This is a genomic window from Clostridium sp. MF28 (assembly GCF_002969175.1).
Lineage (GTDB): Bacteria > Bacillota > Clostridia > Clostridiales > Clostridiaceae > Clostridium > Clostridium beijerinckii.
In genome coordinates, this window is record NZ_CP014331.1 from 5,523,903 (window position 1) to 5,547,708 (window position 23,806).

Annotated in this window: 20 protein-coding genes, 1 other RNA gene, 2 pseudogenes and 2 riboswitches; of the genes and pseudogenes, 17 read left to right on the forward strand and 6 right to left on the reverse strand. The window is 29.3% G+C overall.

Features of this window, described 5'->3' with window-relative positions; genetic code table 11:
• The first annotated feature begins 269 nt into the window (after positions 1–269).
• Positions 270–1,190 (forward strand): magnesium transporter CorA family protein, encoded by a 921-nt coding sequence (locus AXY43_RS24460; protein ID WP_023975046.1) that lies wholly within the window; start codon positions 270–272, stop codon positions 1,188–1,190.
• Between the two features lie 77 nt (positions 1,191–1,267).
• Here AXY43_RS24460 and cax read toward each other — a convergent pair whose 3' ends face one another.
• Complete coding sequence (gene cax, locus AXY43_RS24465) at positions 1,268–2,314, reverse strand: calcium/proton exchanger (protein WP_105412310.1); 1,047 nt, start codon at positions 2,312–2,314, stop codon at positions 1,268–1,270.
• A gap of 298 nt (positions 2,315–2,612) precedes the next feature.
• On the opposite strand from cax, the gene gloA reads away from it, so the two are divergent.
• The gene (gloA, locus tag AXY43_RS24470; RefSeq protein ID WP_012058131.1) at positions 2,613–2,990 is read left to right on the forward strand and encodes a lactoylglutathione lyase; all 378 of its coding nucleotides are present in this window, start codon (positions 2,613–2,615) and stop codon (positions 2,988–2,990) included.
• A gap of 177 nt (positions 2,991–3,167) precedes the next feature.
• Positions 3,168–5,201, forward strand: a complete 2,034-nt coding sequence (locus tag AXY43_RS24475) for a penicillin-binding transpeptidase domain-containing protein (RefSeq protein WP_023975044.1) — start codon at positions 3,168–3,170, stop codon at positions 5,199–5,201.
• 137 nt (positions 5,202–5,338) lie between these two features.
• Here AXY43_RS24475 and AXY43_RS24480 read toward each other — a convergent pair whose 3' ends face one another.
• Positions 5,339–6,688, reverse strand: coding sequence for a [Fe-Fe] hydrogenase large subunit C-terminal domain-containing protein (locus AXY43_RS24480; protein ID WP_023975043.1), 1,350 nt, complete (start codon positions 6,686–6,688; stop codon positions 5,339–5,341).
• Positions 6,689–6,935: 247 nt separating this feature from the next.
• Here AXY43_RS24480 and AXY43_RS24485 point away from each other — a divergent pair, with 247 nt between their 5' ends.
• The gene (locus tag AXY43_RS24485; protein ID WP_023975042.1) at positions 6,936–7,292 is read left to right on the forward strand and encodes a hypothetical protein; all 357 of its coding nucleotides are present in this window, start codon (positions 6,936–6,938) and stop codon (positions 7,290–7,292) included.
• Positions 7,293–7,372: 80 nt separating this feature from the next.
• On the opposite strand, the gene fba is transcribed toward AXY43_RS24485, so the two are convergent.
• The gene (gene fba, locus AXY43_RS24490; protein WP_012058135.1) at positions 7,373–8,239 is read right to left on the reverse strand and encodes a class II fructose-1,6-bisphosphate aldolase; all 867 of its coding nucleotides are present in this window, start codon (positions 8,237–8,239) and stop codon (positions 7,373–7,375) included.
• 504 nt (positions 8,240–8,743) lie between these two features.
• On the opposite strand from fba, the gene AXY43_RS24495 reads away from it, so the two are divergent.
• The 8 genes and pseudogenes from AXY43_RS24495 (at position 8,744) to AXY43_RS24530 (ending at position 15,890) form a co-directional block, all read left to right on the forward strand.
• Positions 8,744–9,241: a CarD family transcriptional regulator gene (locus AXY43_RS24495; protein WP_012058136.1), complete on the forward strand. Its 498-nt coding sequence runs from the start codon at positions 8,744–8,746 to the stop codon at positions 9,239–9,241.
• Between the two features lie 143 nt (positions 9,242–9,384).
• On the forward strand, positions 9,385–9,540 hold the full coding sequence (locus AXY43_RS24500; protein ID WP_012058137.1) for a zinc-ribbon domain-containing protein: 156 nt from the start codon (positions 9,385–9,387) through the stop codon (positions 9,538–9,540).
• 123 nt (positions 9,541–9,663) lie between these two features.
• Positions 9,664–9,846 (forward strand): annotated as a pseudogene (locus tag AXY43_RS24505) (DsrE/DsrF/DrsH-like family protein); the annotation flags it as partial.
• Positions 9,847–10,086: 240 nt separating this feature from the next.
• A complete protein-coding gene (locus AXY43_RS24510; RefSeq protein WP_023975814.1) occupies positions 10,087–10,368 on the forward strand; it encodes a SoxR reducing system RseC family protein in 282 nt (93 codons plus the stop codon).
• Between the two features lie 127 nt (positions 10,369–10,495).
• The gene (locus tag AXY43_RS24515; RefSeq protein WP_181246075.1) at positions 10,496–11,896 is read left to right on the forward strand and encodes a hypothetical protein; all 1,401 of its coding nucleotides are present in this window, start codon (positions 10,496–10,498) and stop codon (positions 11,894–11,896) included.
• Between the two features lie 336 nt (positions 11,897–12,232).
• A pseudogene (locus tag AXY43_RS24520) lies at positions 12,233–12,843 on the forward strand (ECF transporter S component).
• Between the two features lie 247 nt (positions 12,844–13,090).
• A riboswitch (purine riboswitch) is annotated at positions 13,091–13,195 on the forward strand.
• Between the two features lie 26 nt (positions 13,196–13,221).
• Complete coding sequence (locus AXY43_RS24525; protein WP_023975817.1) at positions 13,222–14,616, forward strand: NAD(P)/FAD-dependent oxidoreductase; 1,395 nt, start codon at positions 13,222–13,224, stop codon at positions 14,614–14,616.
• A gap of 869 nt (positions 14,617–15,485) precedes the next feature.
• Positions 15,486–15,569: riboswitch (cyclic di-GMP riboswitch) on the forward strand.
• Between the two features lie 117 nt (positions 15,570–15,686).
• Entirely contained in the window at positions 15,687–15,890 is a 204-nt protein-coding gene (locus AXY43_RS24530; RefSeq protein ID WP_012058142.1) for a hypothetical protein, read from the forward strand.
• A 477-nt stretch (positions 15,891–16,367) separates the two neighbouring features.
• On the opposite strand, the gene AXY43_RS24535 is transcribed toward AXY43_RS24530, so the two are convergent.
• Both AXY43_RS24535 and bioB read right to left on the reverse strand, forming a co-directional pair.
• The gene (locus AXY43_RS24535) at positions 16,368–16,913 is read right to left on the reverse strand and encodes a biotin transporter BioY (RefSeq protein WP_023975818.1); all 546 of its coding nucleotides are present in this window, start codon (positions 16,911–16,913) and stop codon (positions 16,368–16,370) included.
• 35 nt (positions 16,914–16,948) lie between these two features.
• The gene (gene bioB / locus AXY43_RS24540; RefSeq protein WP_023975819.1) at positions 16,949–17,911 is read right to left on the reverse strand and encodes a biotin synthase BioB; all 963 of its coding nucleotides are present in this window, start codon (positions 17,909–17,911) and stop codon (positions 16,949–16,951) included.
• Between the two features lie 377 nt (positions 17,912–18,288).
• Between bioB and AXY43_RS24545 the strand changes: the two genes are divergently transcribed.
• Together AXY43_RS24545 and AXY43_RS24550 are read left to right on the forward strand one after the other, a co-directional pair.
• Positions 18,289–18,753, forward strand: a complete 465-nt coding sequence (locus AXY43_RS24545; protein WP_023975820.1) for a hypothetical protein — start codon at positions 18,289–18,291, stop codon at positions 18,751–18,753.
• Positions 18,754–18,917: 164 nt separating this feature from the next.
• On the forward strand, positions 18,918–19,610 hold the full coding sequence (locus AXY43_RS24550; RefSeq protein WP_181246074.1) for an SIMPL domain-containing protein: 693 nt from the start codon (positions 18,918–18,920) through the stop codon (positions 19,608–19,610).
• Between the two features lie 104 nt (positions 19,611–19,714).
• Here the strand turns inward: AXY43_RS24550 and ssrS are convergent.
• A non-coding RNA gene (gene ssrS, locus AXY43_RS24555) (6S RNA) lies at positions 19,715–19,907 on the reverse strand.
• A gap of 374 nt (positions 19,908–20,281) precedes the next feature.
• Here ssrS and murQ point away from each other — a divergent pair.
• The 3 genes from murQ (at position 20,282) to AXY43_RS24570 (ending at position 23,794) form a co-directional block, all read left to right on the forward strand.
• Complete coding sequence (murQ, locus tag AXY43_RS24560) at positions 20,282–21,202, forward strand: N-acetylmuramic acid 6-phosphate etherase (RefSeq protein WP_435867744.1); 921 nt, start codon at positions 20,282–20,284, stop codon at positions 21,200–21,202.
• Between the two features lie 14 nt (positions 21,203–21,216).
• Positions 21,217–22,578, forward strand: a complete 1,362-nt coding sequence (locus tag AXY43_RS24565; protein ID WP_077868573.1) for a PTS transporter subunit EIIC — start codon at positions 21,217–21,219, stop codon at positions 22,576–22,578.
• A gap of 142 nt (positions 22,579–22,720) precedes the next feature.
• Entirely contained in the window at positions 22,721–23,794 is a 1,074-nt protein-coding gene (locus AXY43_RS24570; RefSeq protein ID WP_023975824.1) for a DUF871 domain-containing protein, read from the forward strand.
• Positions 23,795–23,806 lie beyond the last annotated feature (12 nt).

Sequence of the window (23,806 nt, forward strand, 5' to 3'; positions counted from 1 at the left end):
TTCTAAATTAATTATATTATGTGCAGAAATATAAATTTTATATAGTAAACTAACCATATAACAAAATTTAAAATAATAATTCAAAAATTACAAGTAGCTTTAGATTAGTGATTCGGAATTAAATAAGGAGAATATTTATGATGTTAAAATTTAAGTATCATAACGATAAACGAATTTTAATTAACGAATCATTATGAAGTTTAAGGATATGATGAAATGATTATGATAATATGTTAAAATATAATAAATTTATACTTAGGAGATTAAAAATGGTCTATGTTTTAGAGAATGATATATTACAAAGTGATAAAATGGAAAGTATTACAACAAATAATAATAAATTATTTGTTGTTGTCATCAAATTTGATGAACTTAAATCAGTTTCGGACATCCTCAATATAAACGAAAAATTATTATATGATTGTATGAATGGAAGAACATCTAAATTTGAAAGTTATGAAGGTCTAGATTACATATCTTTAAAGATTCCTATAATTAATAATGTATTAAAACAATCAAAAAAAGTAAGTATGTTTCTTCAGAAAAACGTACTTGTATTTATAAGTGATGGAAATGATATTCTAGAAGAGGTGATTTCTAAGAGTAAAACGGGTGAGATTAAAGGATTGAATCTTAGCAAGCTTTTATATGCATTTTTTGATAAACTTACATTTGAGGACACTTATCATATTGAAGAACTTGAATATGAAATTGCAGCACTTGAAGAAGGCTTAATGACTTCAAAGAATGATAATTACTTAAAGAAGATTATTATGTTGAGAAAAAAATTATTAAAATTGAAGAGGTATTATGAAAGATTATTAAATATTGCAGAATCTATAGAAGAAAATGATAATGGATTAATTGATAAAAAAATAATAAGATACTTTAGAATGTTCACTAATCGTATTAATAGACTATATCAGAATGTGAATAATCTTAGAGATTATGTTACTCAAGTAAGGGAAGCATATCAAGCTCAAGTTGACATAAATCAAAATCAATTAATGAGGTTATTCACGGTGGTCACGACTATATTTTTGCCACTTACTCTTATAGTAGGGTGGTATGGAATGAATTTTAATATGCCGGAATATGGTTGGAGTTATGGATATCCCTTTGTGATTTCAATAAGTGTCAGCGTAGTTGTGTTATGTGGTGTATGGTTCAAGAAAAATAAGTGGTTATAAAAATAATACCTCATAATTTTATAAATAAGAAATTATGAGGTATTGCATTAAAATGGAATTAGATTATTTTTTGAATTTTACAAAATAAAGAATGATGCGGCAACTATTAAATAGACAGCAAGGAGTTGAACTCCTTCCAACCAATTTGATTCTCCATCGTTGGAAACTCTATTAGCTATTAATACAGCAACAATAAGGCCAATCAGTTCAAATTCATTGAAAACAATACTCATAGGAGTGAATAATAAACTTAAGAATATTAATACTGGTGCTACAAATAATATAATTTGCAAGCTTGAGCCAATAGCTATTTCCAAAGCAACGTCCATTTTATTCTTCATTGCCATTACAACAGAAGTACTATGTTCAGCGGCATTTCCTATAATAGGGATTAAAATAATACCAACGAAAAATTCACTAAGTCCTAAGCTTGAAGTTATAGATTCTATTCCACTTACCAAGAATTCACTTTCTATAGCCACTAGAACTGTAGCAATAACTAATACAGATATTGCTTTTTTTAATGTCCATTTAGCACTACCTTCTTCTTGATCAGAAACTGTATAAATATCTTTGTGAGTGAAGAATGAAAAAATAAGACTTAAAATGTAAATAGAAAGCATTACTATTGCAACTATTATACTTAACCCTTCATATCTAGTATTCAAAAGAGTTGGGTCCACAGTATGGGTAAATAAAGCAGGTACACACAAGCCAACAACAGCAAATAGTAACATACTTGAAGAAACTTCAACTACTTTTTTGTTAAAAGTCTGAGTTTTATGTTTTAGCCCCCCAGCAAGCATGCTAGCACCAAGTACTAACAATATATTGCCGATTACAGACCCAGCTATAGAAGATTTTACAACATCAAAAAGGCCTTCTTTAAGAGCAAAAAATGATATTATTAGTTCTGTTGCATTTCCGAAAGTGCCATTTAAAAAACCGCCAATCTTAGGGCCTGAGTAGAATGAAATTTCTTCAGTTGCTTCACCCATAAGTCCTGCTAGTGGTACTATAGATAATGCTGCAAGTATAAACATTATTGATGGAGATACATGCATAACAAATTCTGCTATAAAGCTTATTGGAATAAAAATAAGCATATATTTTAGTAATTTCATGAAATATTGCCTCCTTGATAATTATTATAAATTTGTAACTTCAATTAGTGTTTAATAAATACATCATAATATTATAAACTATAATTTGACATTATGCTATATTTTTCTAATTATGAAAATAGTTAAAGGTAATTTTTACTTTATTTTAGGAATAGGAAACTATTTTATTATTTGCATTTTATGTGGTATATTAATATAAGAAATTAGTGTATATAAATGCAAAGTAATGTTGTATAGAGAAATATATACTATTGATGCAAATAAATTATAAAATTATTTAAATTAAGGAGGAACTGAAATGTCAGTAAAAATGTTGCATACTTGTATTAGAGTTAAAAATTTAGAGGAATCTTTAAAGTTTTATAGAGATGCACTAGGTCTTATAGAGACTAGAAGAAAAGATTTCCCAGAACATAAATTCACCCTTGTTTATTTGTCAAATGAGATGGGGGGATATGAAATTGAACTTACCTATAATTATGGTGTTGAAAAATACGATTTAGGAAATGGATTCAGCCATACTGCAATAGGTGTTGAAAACTTAGAAGAAATGAGAGAAAAACATATAGAACTAGGATACGAAGTTACGCCTTTGAAAGGATTACCAGGAGAAAAACCAGGATATTATTTTGTGACTGATCCAGATGGATATAAAGTAGAAGTTATACGAAGATAATACTTTTATGCTTGAAAAATAAGTGAATTATATAAATATATATTAGATTAAGAGAGATTGCGAAAATATAAAAGTAGTCTCTCTTTATATTTTAATAATGTGGAATTCGAGATGTAAAGATATACATTTATATGGTATAATTTACTGATAGATTTAAGATAGAGAAGGTTGGATTTTATGGATAAAAAGAAAAATATTTATATATTAATTGGTGCAGGAATAGTAGTAATTCCATTTATTATTAGTTTAGCTGCTTTCTTTTTTTACAATAAGACACACAAACCGGAAAATAAATTACTGGAGTACTTTAGCTTATTAAATTCAAAAGAATATGAAAAAATGTATGATTTGGCAGATGGTGAAATTATACAAAAGATGTCCAAAGATGATTTTATTACAAGGAACAAAAATATTTATGAAGGTATTGGTGCTAGTAATATTGAAATCTATGTAAAAAATGTAAAAAAAGATGGTGATAAAGCTACCGTAGATTATGAAACCAGCATGGATACTATATGTGGAAAATTAGAATTTTCAAATAGTGCAACTATGAGTAGGAAGATTGGAAAGGATTATGCTTTAATGTGGAATTCTCAAGCAATATTCCCGGACTTAGCTGATAGCGACAAAATAAGGGTTAAAATAATAAAATCTAAAAGAGGAGACATATTAGATAGAAATGGAGTTAAACTGGCAACAGATTCTTTTTCATCTAACGTTGGAATTGTTCCAGGAAACTTAGGTGAAAACAAAGATAAATCAATTGATGAAATTTCAAAAGTATTAGGGATAACTGTTGATTATATAAACAGTCAACTAAATGCATCATATGTTAAACCAGATATGTTTATTCCGGTAAAGGCAATACCATATGGTGATGAAAGAATTCCGAGCCTTCTTAAAATTCCAGGAGTTAAAATTAATGATAAAGATGCAAGAGTTTATTCTCTAGGAGAGCAGGCAGCACATCTAACTGGATATGTGCAAGCTATAAATGCTGATGAATTGGATAAACATAAAGATGAGGAGTATACTGAAAATTCTATAATTGGTAAATCAGGGCTTGAAAAAACATACGAAGATACATTAAGAGGAATTGATGGTGCTGAAATATATATTCAAAGTATTCAGGGCGAAAAGAAAAAATCAATTATAACAAAAGATGTTAAAAACGGTGCGGATTTAAAATTAACAATTGATAGCAATCTACAAAGCTTATTATATAGTCAGCTTGGTAGTGATAAAGGAACTTCAGTTGCTATGAATCCTAATACAGGAGAGGTTTTAGCTTTGGTTAGTACACCAGCATTTAATCCAAATGATTTTGTTTTGGGCATGTCAGGTGATGAGTGGAATAGTTTGAATAATGATCCTAAAAAACCTATGTATAATAGATTTCAGGCAACATTAGTGCCTGGATCTTCCTTTAAGCCAATTACTGCGGTTATTGGTTTAGATACAAAAAAGATAGATCCCAATGCAAATAAAAATATAACTGGCCTTAGCTGGAAGAAGGATAGCAGTTGGGGAAATTACTCAGTTACAAGAGTAAGCGATTATAAAGGACCGTCAAATCTATCGAATGCACTTGTTTATTCTGATAATATCTACTTTGCTCAGGCAGCGTTAGATATTGGAAAGGATATACTTAGAGATAAGTTAAATAGCTTTGGATTTGTTGATAAAATTCCATTTGAATATCCATTATATAATTCACAATATTCAAGTGATAAGGATTTTAAATCTGAGGTACAACTAGCAGACAGTGGGTATGGTCAAGGTGAAGTTTTGGTAAATCCTGTGCATCTAGCAGCGCTTTACACTATGTTTCAAAATGAAGGAAATATATTAACACCATATCTTGTGAAAAAGGATAATTCAGATAACAAAGTATGGAAAGCTAATGTTGTGTCAAAAGACTCAGCTAATACGGTACTTCAAGATTTGATACAAGTAGTAGAAAATTCAGGTGGGACAGGTCATGGAGCTTATACTAGTGGGTTAACTATAGCTGGAAAGACAGGAACAGCGGAGATAAAAGCATCTCAGGATGATAATAATGGTACAGAATTAGGATGGTTCGTTGGGATGACCACTAATAAATCTCCCAATAATCTATTGGTAGTAATGATGATTGAAGATGTTAAAGATAGAGGTAGTAGCCACTATGTAGTTCCTAAAGTAAAAAAGGCTCTTGAAACTGTAAATTAGTAAGATTAACAATTGCAATTCATATATGAAATGGCTGTAGATTTATACAGCCATTTTTTAGTAAAATATACTATAAATATTTATGTTAATTAGCATTCAGATGAAATTATAGATTAAGAAGTCAAAATAAAATTAGGTTAAAACTCACGTTCAAAAATACTTACTTTTTCATGATCATGAAAGTCATCTATTGAATTTATACCAAGTTTATTTAATACCTCATCAAGTACTTTACTATGAACTGGAACCTTTATAGGTGAATCATAAGCAAATTTATCGGCTGATTCCTTACCTTGTTCTGTAGGAATTATTGCTTTAGGACCACCAACACATCCGCCAACGCATCCCATTCCTTCTAAGAAGTTTGCATCAACATTTCTATTTAGAGCGTTTTCAAGAAGTTCTTTGCAATCTTTTACTCCAGAGGCTTTTGCAGCTTTAAAATACTTGTGCTTTTCAGGGAAAAGTTCTTCAACTGTTTCTGATACAGCAATTGAAACGCCACCACTGCGGGCGTATAATCTTCCGCCTCTAGAAGCGTACTCAACAGATGGTACACCATCCAAATCACCAGGCTTTATGTCTAAAGTTCTGAATACTTCGTCAAGCTCTTGAAATGTTAATACAAAATCTACTGCATCGTTTAAATCCTTATCTTTAGCTTCAGCTTTTTTTGCAATACATGGACCTATAAAAACTACTTTTGCATCGGAATCAAGACTTTTTATCATTCGTGCAGCAGCAACCATAGGTGAAACCGATGGGGATAAATCAGGAACAAGTTCCTTGTAAACTTTTCTAAGCATTCCTATCCAAATAGGGCAGCAGCATGAAGTAATCATCAAGTCTTTAGGCCCATTCACATGTTTATCAAATTCAACAGCTTCTTTTATTGTTAATACGTCTGCTGCAAAGGCAACTTCGATCATATCAGTAAAACCTATTTTTATAAGAGCAGCCCTGATTTGATCCATAGTGACCTCAGCGCCAAATTGCCCGCTAATAGCAGGAGCAACTGCAGCAAAGACTTTTTTATTGTTCTGCATTAAATCTAAAACGGGAAGAAAATAAACTTTATCTAATATTAATCCATGCTTACATGAATCCACGCATACACCACAATTTAGACATTTATCGTTATCTATGTATGTTGATCTTTCTTCTTCATCATAAAGAATGGCATCAAAAGGACAAGCAACCTGACAGCTAAATTTACCGTCTTCATTTCTAGGACATGATTCATTACAGCCTTTAAGTTTTTCAATTAATCTTGTATTAACTGTATATTCTGTAATTGCTTTTTTTAGATTATATACATAATTATTATCGAACTCCATATCAACTCCACACAACGATCTAATAATCTCAAAAGTTTCTTGTGGAGACTTTTTGTGACATACCATAATACGTTTAAGAGTTTCATCAAAATTACCATTGTAATATGATTTAACTAACTCATCGAATAAATCATTATATTTATTATTCATTAAGACACCTCCAAATTGCAAAAATATCTATTATATATTATTATATATTTATTTGCATATATTAATACTAAAATTCAGCATAAGTTAAATTAAAATAGAAAAAAATAAGAAAATGGAAGGAAAAACAAATATAGATGTAGAAGTAATATTTAAAATACAGTTAATAAATTTTATATTAATCTTGAATTTTATTCAATGTAAACGTATAATTAAATTTAAGTTTTATTCTTATTGGGGAGATGTAAAAATGTTTATTTATATATTAAATATTTTAAAAGATGGGGCAAGGAAAAATAAAATTGAGGGGTTATCAAACATTGAAATTATTAATGATACAGGTTGCATTTCGAGGTTAGCAAATATCAAAAGAGGTTCTAATCTTAAAAGTTTTAATAGTGAAATAGGAGATATTGTAGGAATTTTGGATAAATATAAATTGGATAGAAATGATAGAATTGAGATTTTGAGTAAGTTTATAGTTGATAATGACTATAATAGGATACTTGAAAACATACATGACAATTTTTATATTAAAAAAAGAGAAAAAGTAATTATAGATTCAATATCAATACTAGAAAACATATTTATAAAGGCATTGTTTTAGATAAAGAGGGAAATTTGATTGAAATACTAATTTAAAATAAAAAGGAGCACTAAATATAGTGCTCCTTATATTCAATGAAATTAAGCTCTGTTTACTGAACCGAATAATTCCATTTTTTCTTTAACTGTAGCTTTGATAGCTTCGAATCCAGGATTTAATAACTTTCTTGGGTCAAATCCTTTTCCTTCTAAATCTTTTCCAGCTTCAATATATTTTCTAGTAGCTTCTTGGAATGATAATTGGCATTCAGTATTAACATTGATCTTAGCTACTCCAAGAGATATAGCTTTCTTTATCATATCTTCAGGAATTCCAGTACCACCATGTAATACTAATGGCATAGAAGTTCCAACAGCTTCTTCAATTTTAGCTAATGCTTCAAAATCTAATCCAGCCCAGTTTGCAGGGTATTTTCCATGAATGTTTCCAATACCAGCAGCTAACATAGTAACTCCTAATTCAGCTATTTGCTTACACTCATTTGCATCAGCAACTTCACCTTTACCTATAACTCCGTCTTCTTCTCCACCAATTGAACCAACTTCTGCTTCTAAAGAAAGTCCTTTTTCATTAGTTATAGCAACTAATTCTTTAGTCTTTTCTATATTTTCAGCTATTGGATAATGAGATCCATCAAACATGATTGATGAGAATCCAGCTTCGATACATTTTTTTGCACCTTCATAGCTGCCGTGATCTAAGTGTAAAGCAACTGGTACAGTAATGTTTAATTCTTCGATCATTGCTTTAACCATTGCAGATACAGTCTTATATCCTGTCATATATTTTCCAGCACCTTCAGATACACCTAAGATAACTGGTGAATTATTTTCTTGTGCAGTTAATAATACAGCTTTAGTCCATTCTAAGTTGTTGATGTTGAATTGACCAACTGCATATTTTCCTTGTCTAGCTTTGTTTAACATTTCTTTAGCTGATGTTAACATTTTACGACCTCCGTATACTTGTATATTTATTATAATAACTATAATAGCTTAGGAAAAATGATTTATGTACTTTACACATCAGTTTTTCCTTTTTCAAACTTATTATACTCTAAAATTAACTATATGAAAACAATAAATTGAAAAATCTGCTTCTTTTAATAAAACATATGTATCTTTATACGAAATTTACATAATATATATTTAGATAATAAAAATCTTATTTTATGAAAGAGTGGTAATATGTAGAATTTAATTAAAAAAAGGACTTATGTAGAGAAATGATGGTACGGATAAAAAATGCTAAAAGTTAGATTTATATTTTGAAATAAGTACCATACTAGAAAGTAAAAACTTTTTATAACTACAATGGTCATAAGATGAGTAGGCATTTTAAAATGAACTTTTAGAGCGCTTAATTTTATATGTATTATCTAGATAATTACAATATTAAAATTTTATATAATTTAGTTTTATTAATTCTATTACATGTGAGGAGGTCATTTTTTGTTTAACATAGGAGATAAGGTTGTATACCCAAGTCAAGGAATAGGAATAATTGATGTTATTGAAGAAAAGGAACTCAAAGGTGAGAAAATAAAATGTTATATAATACACTTAATTAATAATACCATGAAATTAACTTTACCTATTAGTGCAGCAAATACATTCAATATAAGGTTAGTGAGCGATATTAAAACATTAGAGAATAGTTTAAAACATTTGGATAGATTTATGACAGAAGCAGAAAAATTTTCTAAAATTAATTATAAAGAAAGAAGGAATATAAGTAAAATAAAAATGAAATCAGGCACATTTGATGAATTTATTGAAGTTATCTTTGATTTAACACAATTGAAAAGATGGCATAGTTTAAATTCAAGTGAAAAACAAATGCTAAATCATATAAAGAAAATTGTAGTAGAAGAGATTGCTCAAGCAAAATGTTTAACAAGTGATGAGGCTTCTGAGTTATTGGATATCTCAATGAATTTAAAAAGTTAAGTTAAAAAGTTTGCTATTTTACTGAAGTATGTTATAATGAATATTGTAAATGAAATAAAAGGTTTTTTATAGATATGTAAATTTCTCCTTTAGAGAATTATATGAATCAATATATTAATCTTTAGTTAAAGGAGGAACTTTATATGACAGATAAGACTTTAGTATGCAGAGATTGTGGAGAAGAATTTGTTTTCACTGTAGGGGAACAAGAATTCTACCAAGAAAAGGGATTTACTAATGAACCTACAAGATGTATATCTTGCAGAAGAATTAAGAAGGAACAAAATAATAGAAGATAATATTATTTTATTAAGAGTTGTAAGATTTTCTTACAACTCTTTTTTTATTCTTTAGAAATTTATATTCCAATAAAATTTATGGATAACTTAAAAAAAGTTGCCTAGATAGTTTTTGCGTTTTAAGTTGATAGATTAGAAACATTAATAAGAAATGCTATAGATATGGGAGTTAAGGTGGGAGCGTGTTCTATGAGCATGGAGTTAATGGGGATTAAAAAAGAAGAATTTATTGATGGGGTTGAAATTGGTGGAGTTGCTTCATATTTAGGATCAACAGAAGGTTCTGGACTAAACTTGTTTATTTAATTAATAATTGTTTGTAATATAAATATTTCATAGACTTGGTAATTAATAATTTCACCAAGTCTATTTTTTATTGTTTGTTTTTACAATGATTGGTGATAATATGAAATTATAGAAGACAAGTATTGGGATTAAAATATATAATTAGAATGGGATATATTTTAATTTGAAAATATTATCATGCAGGTAAAACAAGTTAATAAATGTTTATATAAACATATTAATATGAAAGCGAGGGATTTTATGAGAGATTTAGAAAATGGCTCAAATTTAAAGACAAAAAAGAAAAATACAAGTATGATACTAGCTGCGTTCATGATTTTCATTTTGCCAATAATGCTGGTATTTATAGGAGCTTTTATAGGTGGAATAATAGGTGAAAATATGCAGGTGGCTTCTGATAGAACTTTTCAAATCGTAGGTGGAGTAATTGGCTTTTTGTTATCAGCCATAATAGTCAAAGTGTTTGATAAACATTCAAAAGCAGATGAAAAGTCAGAGAAGATTTATTGGGATGATTTATAAATAACTGATAGAAATAATAAGGAATTGCTAAATAAAAAATATTTGTTGACAATTGTTTAATATATAGTAACTAAGAATATATTTCCTACATAATTTATAAGTACAAGAACTTTTATAGGAGAAATATATGATTAACTTAGTATTAACACCGCTTCACTATATTTATCTTATTTTTATCATTATAATTATATTGGCTATGGTGAAGAAGAAAGATATCTCTCTTTTATGTATATTAGGCATTTTTATTCTGGGATTGGCCGGAACAGAATCAATTTATAAATCTGTAATGGGAGTATTTAATAGTTTTGTTTATGCAGCAAAGGAATTGATGCCAACAATTTTTATAATATCAATAATAACAGCAATGAGTAATACATTAATGGACTCTGGAATAAATGATGAGATGGTGTCTCCTTTTAGAAAAGTTATAAAAAATTATTGGATTGCTTATTGGGTAATTGGAATTTTTATGATGGTTTTATCGTGGTTTTTCTGGCCATCTCCAGCAGTTGCACTTATAGGGGCATTGTTTCTACCTATTGCTAAGAAAGCTGGACTTCCAGCTATGGGAGTAGCTATTTCAATGAATTTATTTGGACATGGTATAGCTTTATCAAGCGATTATATAATTCAGGCAGCACCAAAACTTACTGCTGATGCAGCAAGTATACCAGTTTCTGAGGTTATATCTGCAAGTATTCCACTTGAACTAACAATGGGAATAGTTACAACTGTTGCTGCATTTTATTTCCTCAGGAAGGAGATTAAATCAGGAGAGATGTCTAGTGAATATGAGGAAATAGAAAGTTCAACATCAATTTCAAGTTCTTCAATGCTTATTTCTTCAAAAAAAGTAAGAAGGTTTTTAGCGTTATTAATTCTAGTATTATTTGCATTAGATATTTTTATAATGTATATTGCTAAATTACAAGGTGGTGATGCAACAGCGCTTATTGGAGGTACTGCTATATTTATCCTGAGCTTAATTTCAATACTAGCTTATAAAGAAAAATCACTAGATAAAATTACTGATAATCTTGTTAAAGGACTCCAGTTTGGTTTCAAAATATTTGGAGTTGTTATACCAATAGCTGCATTTTTTTATTTAGGTGACTCTGCATTTACAGATATATTTGGAAAGATACTTCCAGAAGGCTCAAATGGCATAGTTAATGACTTAGGTGCTGCACTTGCAAATAACGTTCCAATAAATTCAACTATTTCTGCCGGCACACTTACAGTAGTTGGCGCAATTACAGGCTTAGATGGATCAGGTTTTTCAGGAATATCTTTGGTAGGATCCATTTCGAAAATATTCTCAACGGCTTTAGGTGGTGGTGTAGCAACATTAACAGATTTAGGACAAATTGCAGGAATATGGGTAGGTGGAGGAACCGTAATCCCATGGGCACTAATACCAGTAGCAGCGATTTGCGGTGTAGATGCATTTGAATTAGCTAAAAAAAATCTCAAACCTGTTGTTATAGGATTAATTATCACAACAATAGTAGCAATAATTATTATTTAACAAAGTTAAAATCAGGCTAAATTAAATAGCTATATCATTATTAAAATAGAAGATTACGATTAAAAGACTCCACTAATTTGTGATTTAGGGGAGTCTTATTTTTTGTATATATATTGCAAAAATAATTCTTCATAAAATTTCTAAAAACATTGCAAGGATTCTAGCCGTAATTGTGAATTGTGAAATGTGCATTGTAAATTTAAACATAATATATAATAAAAGATGCAATGTGAAATATAAATGAACCCATACAATTGCTAGAGAACTCCTATAGTGTTATAATAATCACAACATTTTCCTATGAAGATAGAATAATACAATAAGGGGGGCTATTATATGGAAAATAAGAATTCAAGAATTGTAAAAGTAATTCAGACGGGTGTCCTTGCAGCATTATGCTTTGTATCATTTACTTTTCTTTCAATAAAAATACCTGTAGGTGAAGATGCGGTTTCACTGCACATTGGGAATGCTTTTGTGTATTGGCAGCATTGCTTCTAGGAGGCTGGTATGGTGGATTATCAGGGGCTATAGGTATGACAATATCAGATCTATTAGATCCAACATATGCAATCGGAGCACCTAAAACTTTCATTTTAAAGTTATGCATTGGTTTGATAACTGGTTTAATTGCTCATAAATATGCAAAAATAGATGAAAGTAGGGATAAAAAGTATATAGCTAAATGGACTATTATTGCTGCAATTGGAGGATTAGCTTTTAATGTTGTTTTTGATCCTATAGCTGGATACTTTTATAAACAATATATTCTTGGGCAGCCGCAGCAAATGGCTGCAGTTTTGGCAAAAATAAGTGTATTTGCAACCTTTGTTAATGCAGTAGTGTCAGTAATATTAGTAAGTATTATTTATAATGCTATAAGACCCGTTTTATCAAAGTCTGGATTATTATTACCAGTTGGAGAAAGAAAATCTATAGTAAAATAATAACTTTATTTTTGTATGTAAGAAACCATTAAAATCACAATTTCTGATTTTGGTGGTTTTTACCAATTTAAAATACAATAAATTTTAATTTTTATAAGGCCATACGATTACATAGATGAGAGTTTTATTCTTTGAGTTTAGATTAATGTTCGTGTTTATAAAGGAAAAAAGAAGAAAAAAATAATTTGTTATTGATTTTTATTAATATATAAGCTAAAATTACCTAGTAATAAGAACTATTTTAAAAAAAAAGTTAATAATATTCACTTATATAAATCTGATAATAAGGGTCGGATGTTTCTACCAAGCTACCGTAAATTGCTATAGGACTATAAGTGTCTACTTAAAAATTATATTTAATGTCAAGGAGAGATAAGAATGAATTATGATGTAATAATAGTAGGTGCTGGTCCAGCAGGAATATTTACTGCGTATGAACTAAAGAAACAAAAACCTCAATCTAAAATCCTTTTAGTTGAATCAGGAAAGAGCATTGATAAGAGACATTGTCCAAAAGATAAGACTAAAAAGTGTGTATCATGCAAACCTTATTGTCATATTACTACTGGATTTTCTGGCGCAGGAGCGTTTTCAGATGGAAAGCTATCTTTAAGCTATGAAGTAGGTGGAGATCTACCTGAACTTGCAGGAGCTGATTTAATACAAGAATACATAAATTATACAGATTCAATTTATTTGGATTTTGGAGCAGATACTAAAGTTGAAGGTGTAGGAAATAATGAAGCAGTTAAAGAAATAAGAAGAAAAGCAATACAAGGTGGATTAAAGCTAGTAGATTGTCCAATAAGACACTTAGGAACTGAAAAAGCTCAAGAAATATATTTGAAGATTCAAAAACATCTATTAAATGCTGGTGTTGAAATTAAATTTGATACAACAGTTAAAAATCTTTTGATAAGAAACAATGAAGTATCTGGGGTATTAATAACAGATTCATTAACTAGAAGTAATGATGAAGAAATGTTTTCAGATAAAGTAGTTGTAGCAACAGGTAGAAAAGGTGCTGATTGGTTAAAAGACATGTGTATTGAACACAAGATAAATCATAGTGCAGGGCCAGTTGATATAGGTGTTAGAGTTGAGCTCAGAAATGAAGTAATGGAAAGTGTAAATAATGTACTTTACGAATCTAAACTTATAGGGCATCCAGCACCATTTAAAGATAAGGTTAGGACTTTTTGTCAAAATCCAGGTGGTTTTGTAAGTCAAGAGAATTATGATAATAATTTAGCAATAGTTAATGGACATTCTTATAAAGATAAGAAATCTGATAATACAAACTTAGCAATTTTAAGTTCGCATAATTTTTCAGCGCCTTTCAATGAACCAATTGAATATGGTCAGAAGGTTGCAGAACTTGTTAATATGTTGGGAAATGGAAAAATATTAGTCCAAAGATATGGAGATATATTGGATGGTAAGAGAACTTGGGAAAAGGAATTGTATGAATCAAACGTTAGACATACATTACCAGATGCAGAAGCTGGAGATTTAACATCAGCTATGCCATATAGAACTATGACAAATATTTTAAACTTCATACAAGCCATGGATACAGTAGTTCCAGGATTTGCAAGCAGAGAAACATTATTATATGGCCCAGAAATAAAATTCTACAGTAATAGAATTGATTTAGATAAAAATTTCGAAACTAATATAAAAGGCTTACATTGTTTAGGTGACTCAAGTGGATGGACTAGAGGACTTATGATGGCATCAGCCATGGGTGTGATAATGGGTAGAAAACTTTAAAAATATTGAAAATACTAAGTTGTATTAATATAAAGTATTCATAAATTCAGGGAATGATAACATTCATTAAACAGTATTCTACATAATTTTTTATGAAAATTATGGGGGATGCTGTTTTTTTATAAAAGATATATTAATTTAAATGATGTGTTATTAGTAATAACCTAAAGTTAAGATTATAAATTGTATAAAGAAATATAGATAACCCAACTAAGACCTTAACTTATGCATATAACTCGCTGAAATGAGTAACATACTTTTGTTCCAGTTTCTAGGTAATTCTGATGGGTGATTCTAAGGCTATAAAAGTTGCACCCAAAGTGCTAGTCTCAAAGAACAAGCTTTGAACTAGCACATTTGGAACAACTTATAGCCAAAGAATCACATCCATCAAAATTACCAATGAAACATTCCACAAAAGTATATTACTCATTTCTGGTTGGAAGACATTTCATAGTCTAAGTATAGTTTATGATTTCGGTAAGTTATCACATAAGTTTAGTTTTAAATTTGGATATCTATATGAGAATTATAAAATTAATAAGGGTAACTTATTACAATACATAAATAAGTTACCCATAAACGATTTTATATAGAAGGATAAATAGTTAATAAGAAATTATCTTATTTTCTTATTATAGCTGATAATTATTACAAGATTATAACAAATATGTTAATTCAATATAAACATTATATTAAAATAAACTTAAATATGATATTTAAGGACAGTAAATAAAATTTTTTATACATTTAATAATTACCTTTAAATATGTAACAATTATTGTAAGGTAAATATTGCATTTAATGTTGATTTTTCTTATATTATTGTTATAATATATACATAGAAAGACATAAAGTAACATAAATATACAAAGATTGGGAACTGTGAAAAATTCTCTGTATTTGGGCATCTTGAGAATTTGGAGTTAATGATGCAACCCACCAATCAAAACTAATTAATTTTTTTAATTAGTTTTGATTGGTTTTTTATATTTTTGAACTAAACATAATAGAGTTAAAAGTAAATAAAATAGTTTTTTAAAGTTAATATATATGAGAGGTGATATGCTATGAAGATACATAATGAAATCATGAAAGTTATAAATGATAATTTGGAAAAGTGTTCTAAATTTGAATTTGTTGCAGAGTTAAGAGATTTAACTTTAGCAGATATGTACTATATTGAAAAGATATCGAGTATTGATAGTATAAAAGCGAAGTTCAATTATAAAATAATAAATAATACTTATATAAAGATTAATTATTCACGTTAATTAATATGTAGGAAGAGGGAAGACATGACACTAACTATTAAGATTAAATTAGGCAAAATAAAGAAAACGGAAGATGATGATAATAAAATAATTACAGACTTTTCTCATAAAGAGGTTTAATTAATAAGAATCATGGACATTAGAAATATTGTTTATGATTCTTATTTTTTTGTTATAATAATATGGTAGATTTGACGAGGAGAGTAATGGTATAAATAAAAAGGTATATGAGCTATTAGAGGAGATAAAATTACATTCAGAGAAAATTAGTGATTGGGAACAAATAACAAATATATTTGCTAATGCTATTAAAAGAAAAGGATTGAATAATGAAGAAGTTGAAGAGATAAGTGAGAGAATACTTAGAGAAGTTAGAAAAAAGTAGAAGTGAATTTGAATGATTTATAATATAAAGGACTTTCTTTAATGTTATAATTTAAAGAAAATCCTTTTTAGCGAATATATATATTTTAACTATTATAATCCAGCGCTTTTAATTCTTTTTCTAATCTGAGGCCCTATTAGTGATGCAACTACCATCTTTGCGAGGTCAGCAGGAATAAATGGAAGAACACCAATTGTTAGAGCCTTATTAAATGGTAGATGTGCAACATATGCTAGCCATACTGTTCCGAGCATGTAGGTTACTAGTGTACCTATCAGCATACCTAAAAAGCACATAAAAATTTTATTAGGAAATTTGTCAATGAATATTCCACTTATAAATGCCATAAAAGCGAATCCAATTAAATATCCACCTGTTGGCCCTGCTAATTTAGTAAATCCACCAGAGAATCCTGAAAAAACGGGCAATCCCAATGCACCTATGAGAAGATAAATAAGATAACTAATTGTTCCTTCCTTTTTTCCAATTATATATATAGTAAGGTAAATTGCCAAATTTGTTAATGTAATTGGTACTATACCAATAGGAATTGAAAATGGTGCAGATGTACATATAAAAGCACTCATTATTCCGATTATTGTTAACTGACGTGCGTTAGTTCTACGTATATTTTCCATAATTTTAAATCTCCTTTATATATTATATTTCTTTTCTATAATTCTTTTTTAATTAAAAAACCGAGTGTTTGCAACATTATTTTATCTTGGCATGTATTGTTACCTACAGTAGTCAGCATATCACCAGTTATCGTTGCATTAGCTCCAGATTGAAAAATTTCTATGCCGCCATCTTCAAAATAAGTTCTTCCGGCAGCCATACGAATATAAGCTGTTGGATTTATGTAACGAAAAATAGCAATCGTTCTTAAGATATCGTCATTAGAAATCCTCTTTAAATTTTCTAATGGAGTACCTTTGATAGGCATTAATATATTTATTGGTATAGATATAACTCCAAGTTCTGATAAGCTTATAGCCATGTCAATTCTGTCATACCAAGTTTCACCCATTCCTATAATACCACCGGAACAAACTTTTAAACCTGCATTTTGCGCTAGTTTAATTTCTTTAATCTTGTCATCATATGAATGAGTAGTACAAATATTATGAAAGTTTCTTTTAGAAGTTTCTATGTTTGCATGGTACATTGTGACTCCTGCTTCTTTTAAAAGTACAAATTGTTCTTCGCTTAAAAAACCGTGAGATGCACATAGGTTGATGGAACATTCTTTATTCATCATTTTGTATGCTTGTACAGCTTTATCAAAATCGCTCCCAACTAAAGCTCTTCCTGCTGTAACAATAGAGTATCTATGTACACCATTAGCTTCATTTTTTTTGCAGTCTTTTAAAATTACATTAGGATCTAAAAAATCATATTCTTTAATTTCTGTTTTGTGGTGGTTTGATTGAGCACAAAACTTACAGTTCTCGCTGCATTTTCCACTGCGACCATTAATAATTGTACAAAGGTCCACGCTTTCTCCGCATAGTGTTTTACGAATTTTATTAGCACCATCACAAATTTTCTTTAAATCACAAGTTAATAAAAATTCTAAATCGTCAGATCTAGTTAATCGTCTTCCGTTAATAATTTCTTCTGCTAATTTTTCCATATAATTTTACCACGCCCCAATTTATTAAATAATTTCAAGACAAGTATATAATTAATATTTAATATTGTCAACTCGATATGAAAATGTAGTTAACAATATTGGTTGTGCTTAATATATGCATATAAAACCAATGGATTAACAAAATATTTTATAAGTATATATAATATATTGCAATTAAGTTTCTATATTATGCTCTTAATTGAGCACTTGGTTTGCTAGAGATTCAAATGTTGATTTATTATTTTAATCTATATAAGAAATTGCATAGCACTAATAAAAATAAAGTTTAGTTTAATAAGAACAAATTTTAATAGAATAGAGTAATGTAATATGTAGAGTTCGAATAGATTAAAATATAGTTATGAGTAGGTGCTAGAATGACTATTGATTTTGATAAAGTTATGCTTAATATAAAACAAGGCTATTATAAATATATTGGTTCAGGTTCTGGCAGGAAAGCATTCGATTTAGGAAATGGATATGTTTTGAAGATAGCAAAAAATAAGGCTGGAATAGCACAAAATAAAGCTGAATATATCATTTCGGATAATGATCATACTAAGTTATTTGCAAAAGTTATACAAGTTTCAAGTGACTTTAGCTTACTTATAATGCAAAAAGCAAGCAAGATAAGTGATATTTTATATGTATGGAAGTATTTTAATGTATCGAATAGGGATGAATTTTTAAAAACTCAGGAATTGCAAGAAATAAAGAAAAATTATAGGTTGTTATTGGGGGATTTTTGTAGGAAAAGCAGTTGGGGAATGATTGATGGAAAGCCAGTCATCATTGATTATGGATTTACAAGAGAAGTGGTGGAAAAGCATTATTCTTTTTAGGATCTTGAATTCAGTAAAGTATATTTAAGCCTTAAATTTGAGATGAATTTAAGACTTTTTCTAACCATAAAGTATTCCAAAGATTGATGTATGTAGCTTAGAGACATTTCGAGTGATTCATCATATTATGAATTAATGATTAATTTTTTGAAGGGGAAAATGAGATGCATACTTTAGGGCAGGGCGGTATCTATAGCTTAAATGATTTTAACGATGATCAATGCTCATCTAATAAGCTAAAAGTTATAGGAAAAGGAACGGTAAGTGTAAAACCAGATTTAGCAGAAATAGTCGTTGGAGTTATAACTGAAGATTTGCAATTGGAAGTTGCGCAGGAGGAGAATGCTAAGATAACTCAAGAAGTTATAAATAGTATAAGAGCATTGGGAATACCTCTTAAGAATATACAAACCGAAAATTATAGCATACGGCCAAATTATGATTACATCAATGGAAAGCAGGTTTTTAGAGGATATGAAGTAATAAACAATTTGAAGATTTTAATTAGTAATATTAATAATGTAGGTGCAGTAATTGATACTGCAGTAAGCAATGGTGCAAATTCATTAACTGGGATTATCTTTATTGTCTCAGATGAAACAAAGTATTATTATGAAGCGTTAAGAAGAGCTCTACAAGATGCTCAAAATAAAGCACGAGTTGTAGCTGATCAACTTAAAGTAAAGTTGAATATTATACCAATTCAAATAAATGAACAAAATGAGACCACTAGTACACCACTAGTAATGACTCTTAAATCTACCAGTAATACTACCCCTATTGAAGCAGGAGAAAATATTATAAATGCAGATATAGAGGCTATATTCACATATGTGGATAATAAAAATAATTACTAAAAAGAGCAGAGATTAATTTGAGCTCTTAAACATTTATTTTAGTTTTAATTCATGAAAATAAAAAGCCAATGCTTAACATTAAGCATTGGCATAGAATGTCCTATATAATATCCAAAATACCGGTACTCTAATTTTGACCCCTATCCTTCGATAGGTGGGTGCTCTCACAGATGATTCAATCGCCTTCAAAGCCGTAAAAGGACTCATATGAAAGTACATTTCCACATCTAGATAATTGAACTCCCGTATTTTAAGTGTAGGTTCAAAATAAGAGCTTAACGAATATTCCAGAATTTATAATCAATATATAAGCCTACTTGAACAACTTAATATCATTTGTTCTTAGGCCGTGAAGATATAATAACATATTTAAATTTCTTATGCAAGAGATTTTTATGATAATTTAGGCTAATGTTTATAGATAATTTGTATTAGTATTTACACAAGGCATTTAAGCGGTTTTTATTAAGGTTGTTTAGAATTAATATAACAAAATTGTATAAAGAAATTTGTTAAACCTAGAGGCATAGAGAACAGATGATATAATTAAATTATATTTTAGAAACAAAATAATATATTTTTTAAAATATATTGAAACAAAATTTCAAAAATGTTATGATGTATATATCAAGTGAAAACGTAGTCAAAATTAAATGTTTTATATGGAGGCGATGAATGTGGATAGTTTAAATTTAAAAAATCTAACAACTGAAAGCAGAAATGAAACTACAATAAATATAGATAAAGTATCGACTTTAGAAATGGTAAAAATCATGAATGATGAGGATAAAAAGGTAGCAAACGCTGTAGAAAAAGAGATTCCTAAAATAGCAAAAGCTATAGATATGATAGCTGAAAGAATTCATAGAGGAGGAAGATTAATTTATATAGGTGCAGGAACATCAGGAAGGCTTGGCGTATTAGATGCCTCAGAATGTCCACCAACATATGGAGTTTCAGAAGAATTGGTGCAAGGAATTATAGCTGGGGGAAAAGAAGCTATATTTAGAGCAAAAGAGGGAGCAGAGGATTCAGAAGAATTAGCAGTGGAAGATTTAAAGAGTAAAAATATAACAGAGAATGATACAATAATAGGACTAGCAGCCTCCGGAAGAACCCCTTATGTTATAGGAGGATTGAGGTATGCTGATGAAATCGGTGCGTTAACAGTTTCAGTGACTTGTAATGAAAATTCAGATGTTGCAAAGGAGGCCCATATTTCAATTGCACCAGTAGTTGGTCCGGAAGTTGTAACAGGTTCAACGAGACTAAAGTCTGGGACAGCTCAAAAGCTAGTATTAAATATGATATCAACTGGTGTCATGATTAAGCTTGGAAAAGTATATGGAAATCTAATGGTAGATTTAAGAGCTACAAATGAAAAGCTAATTGAAAGAGCTAAAGGAATAGTTTGTAAAGCAACGGGTATAAACATGGAAGAGGCAACAGAAGCACTAAATAAAACAGATTACGATGTCAAACTAGCAATATTTATGATACTTTCAAAGCTAAATAAAGATGAGGCGAGAATTAAATTGGATAAAAATAAAGGTTATATAGCTAAAGCGTTACAAGAAATAGATAATAAGTAAAGGAGAGGAGATTTATGACAAATAAAGAGATTGCTATAAAATTAGTAGAATTAGTCGGAGGCAAAGATAATGTAAAATCAGTTACTAATTGTATGACACGCTGTAGATTTGAATTAAATAACTTTTCAAAAGCTAATATAGAAGCAATTAAGAAATCAGAAGGAGTTCTTGGTATAGTTGAGACAAAAGAACAACTACAAGTTATTTATGGACCAGGAAAGGTTAATAAAGTAACTGAAGAAGTAAAGAAATTAGTAGGGACAAAGGTAGTTATAGGAGAAGATGCAGTAGCTGAAACAAAGGCTAAATTGAAGGAAAAGAATGATACTAAGTTTAAGAATATTCTTAAAAAACTAGGAAATGTCTTCATTCCTTTGATTCCATTATTTGTGGCTTGTGGCCTTGTGCTTGCAATAAATAATATTGCAGGAGTGTATTTTAAAGATGCTTATACAAAAACAACAGCTGCTCAAATTATAGGGCTTATAGGAAATGGAGTATTTTCTATATTATCAGTTTTAGTTGGTGTAAATGCAGCAAAAGAATTTGGCTCACAAATGCCAATGCTCGGTGGAGTATTAGGCGGAATTCTTTCATCAGCAACTCTTGCAAACATAACTCTTTTTGGACAAAAGTTAACTCCAGGACGTGGAGGGGTTATATCAGTAATATTAGTAGTAGTGTTAGCTTGTTTCATTGAAAAAGCATGCAGAAAAGTTGTGCCAGATGTATTAGATTTGTTTGTTACTCCATTAGTTACACTTTCAGTTTCAGCATTAGCGGCACTATTTATCCTTCAACCAGTTGGAGGAGCTATTTCAGATAGTATAGGATTCTTAGTTGCAAAAACAATAGCATCAGATAATATTCTTATAGCAGTTATATCAGGTGCTGTATCAGGAGGTTTATTCTTACCACTAGTTATGACAGGAATGCATCAGGCTTTAACTCCAATACATGCAGATTTAATAGCGAATGTTGGGTATACTGTATTATTGCCTATACTAGCAACAGCAGGAATGGCACAGGTAGGAGCAACTATAGCTGTACTAAGAAAAACAAAAAATGAAAGACTAAAGAAAATTGCTAAAAATGGATTAGTACCAGGATTTTTAGGAATAGGAGAACCATTAATATATGGAATAACTTTACCACTTGGTAAACCATTTGTTGGAGCTTGTTTAGGAGCTGCAGTAGGTGGTGCAGCAATGGCTATATTTAAAGTAGGAGCAGTTGCTATGGGCGTATCAGGATTACCTTTAGCATTGTTAATTGCAAATGGGAAAATTGGGGTGTTCTTAATAGGAGTATTGGTTTCATATGCAAGTGGATATCTATTTACTAACATTTTAGGCTTCGATGACCCAATTGAATAATTTTAAAAAGACCCGAAAGGGTCTTTTTAGTTAATGAATAAGAGAATAGGATCATAGTAGATGTATGAATAATTTATCATGATATGTGAATTATAAAAAACTTTTATTTAATTTCATATAAATATAGTAAAGGGGCATTATTATGAATTATGGATTTTCTGTTTATTTTGGATTGGATAATACTAAAGAAGAAAATATAAAATTGTTAAAGGATGCACATAATCTGAATATTACAAGGATATTTACATCCCTTCATATACCAGAGGCAAATTATAATGTCTTAAAGTTAGAAGTAATAGAATTTTTTAAGTTAGCAAAAGAATATAATATGGATATAATAAGTGATATATCACCTAATACTTTTAAGTTCTTAGAATTAGAAAACATGGACTTAAAAGAATTAGGTAACATTGGTGTTAAGACTATTAGAATAGATTTTGGATATACCGAAGAAGAAATAGCGAGAATGAGCAAAAATCCTTATGGAATCAAAATTCAATTAAATGCATCAACAATTACTAAGAGATTTTTTGAGAGATTAGATAATTATTCACCAGACTATGAGAATATAGATGCACTTCACAATTTTTATCCAAGGGTGGGAACTGGAATCTCTGAAGAATGTATGAAAGAAAAAAATGCTATTTTGAGCGAGCGAGGGATTAAAGTCTCTGCTTTTGTGCAATCGAATAATAGAAGGAGAGCACCTTTAAAAGATGGATTACCAACATTAGAGGATCATAGAGGGAAAAATGTAAGAGAAGCTGCTAACCATTTATTTGCATTAGGAAATCAATGCGTTTTCATTGGAGATTCTCTTCCAAGTAAAAAAGAATTAGAAGATTTATCATCATTAGATCCTAATGCAGTTGAGCTACTAATAGAGTTAAAAGATTATAATGATATAACTCTAAAATTGCTAAAAGAAACTTATACCCAAAGAATAGATGAGGCTAGAGATGCAATAAGAGCAGCTGAAAGTAGATTGCTTCTTAATGGAGAAACTATAGAGCCATTTAATACAATAGACAAGAACTTCGGTGATATTACATTGGATAATGTAAATTATATGAGATATATGGGGGAATTACAGATTCTTAAAACAAATCAAAAAGCTGATATTAGAACAAATGTCATAGCTTCAGTTACGAAAGATTACTTATATTTATTGAAATATATAGATGGTGGTAAAAGATTTTATTTTAATATAAAATAATTGTAAGAGCAA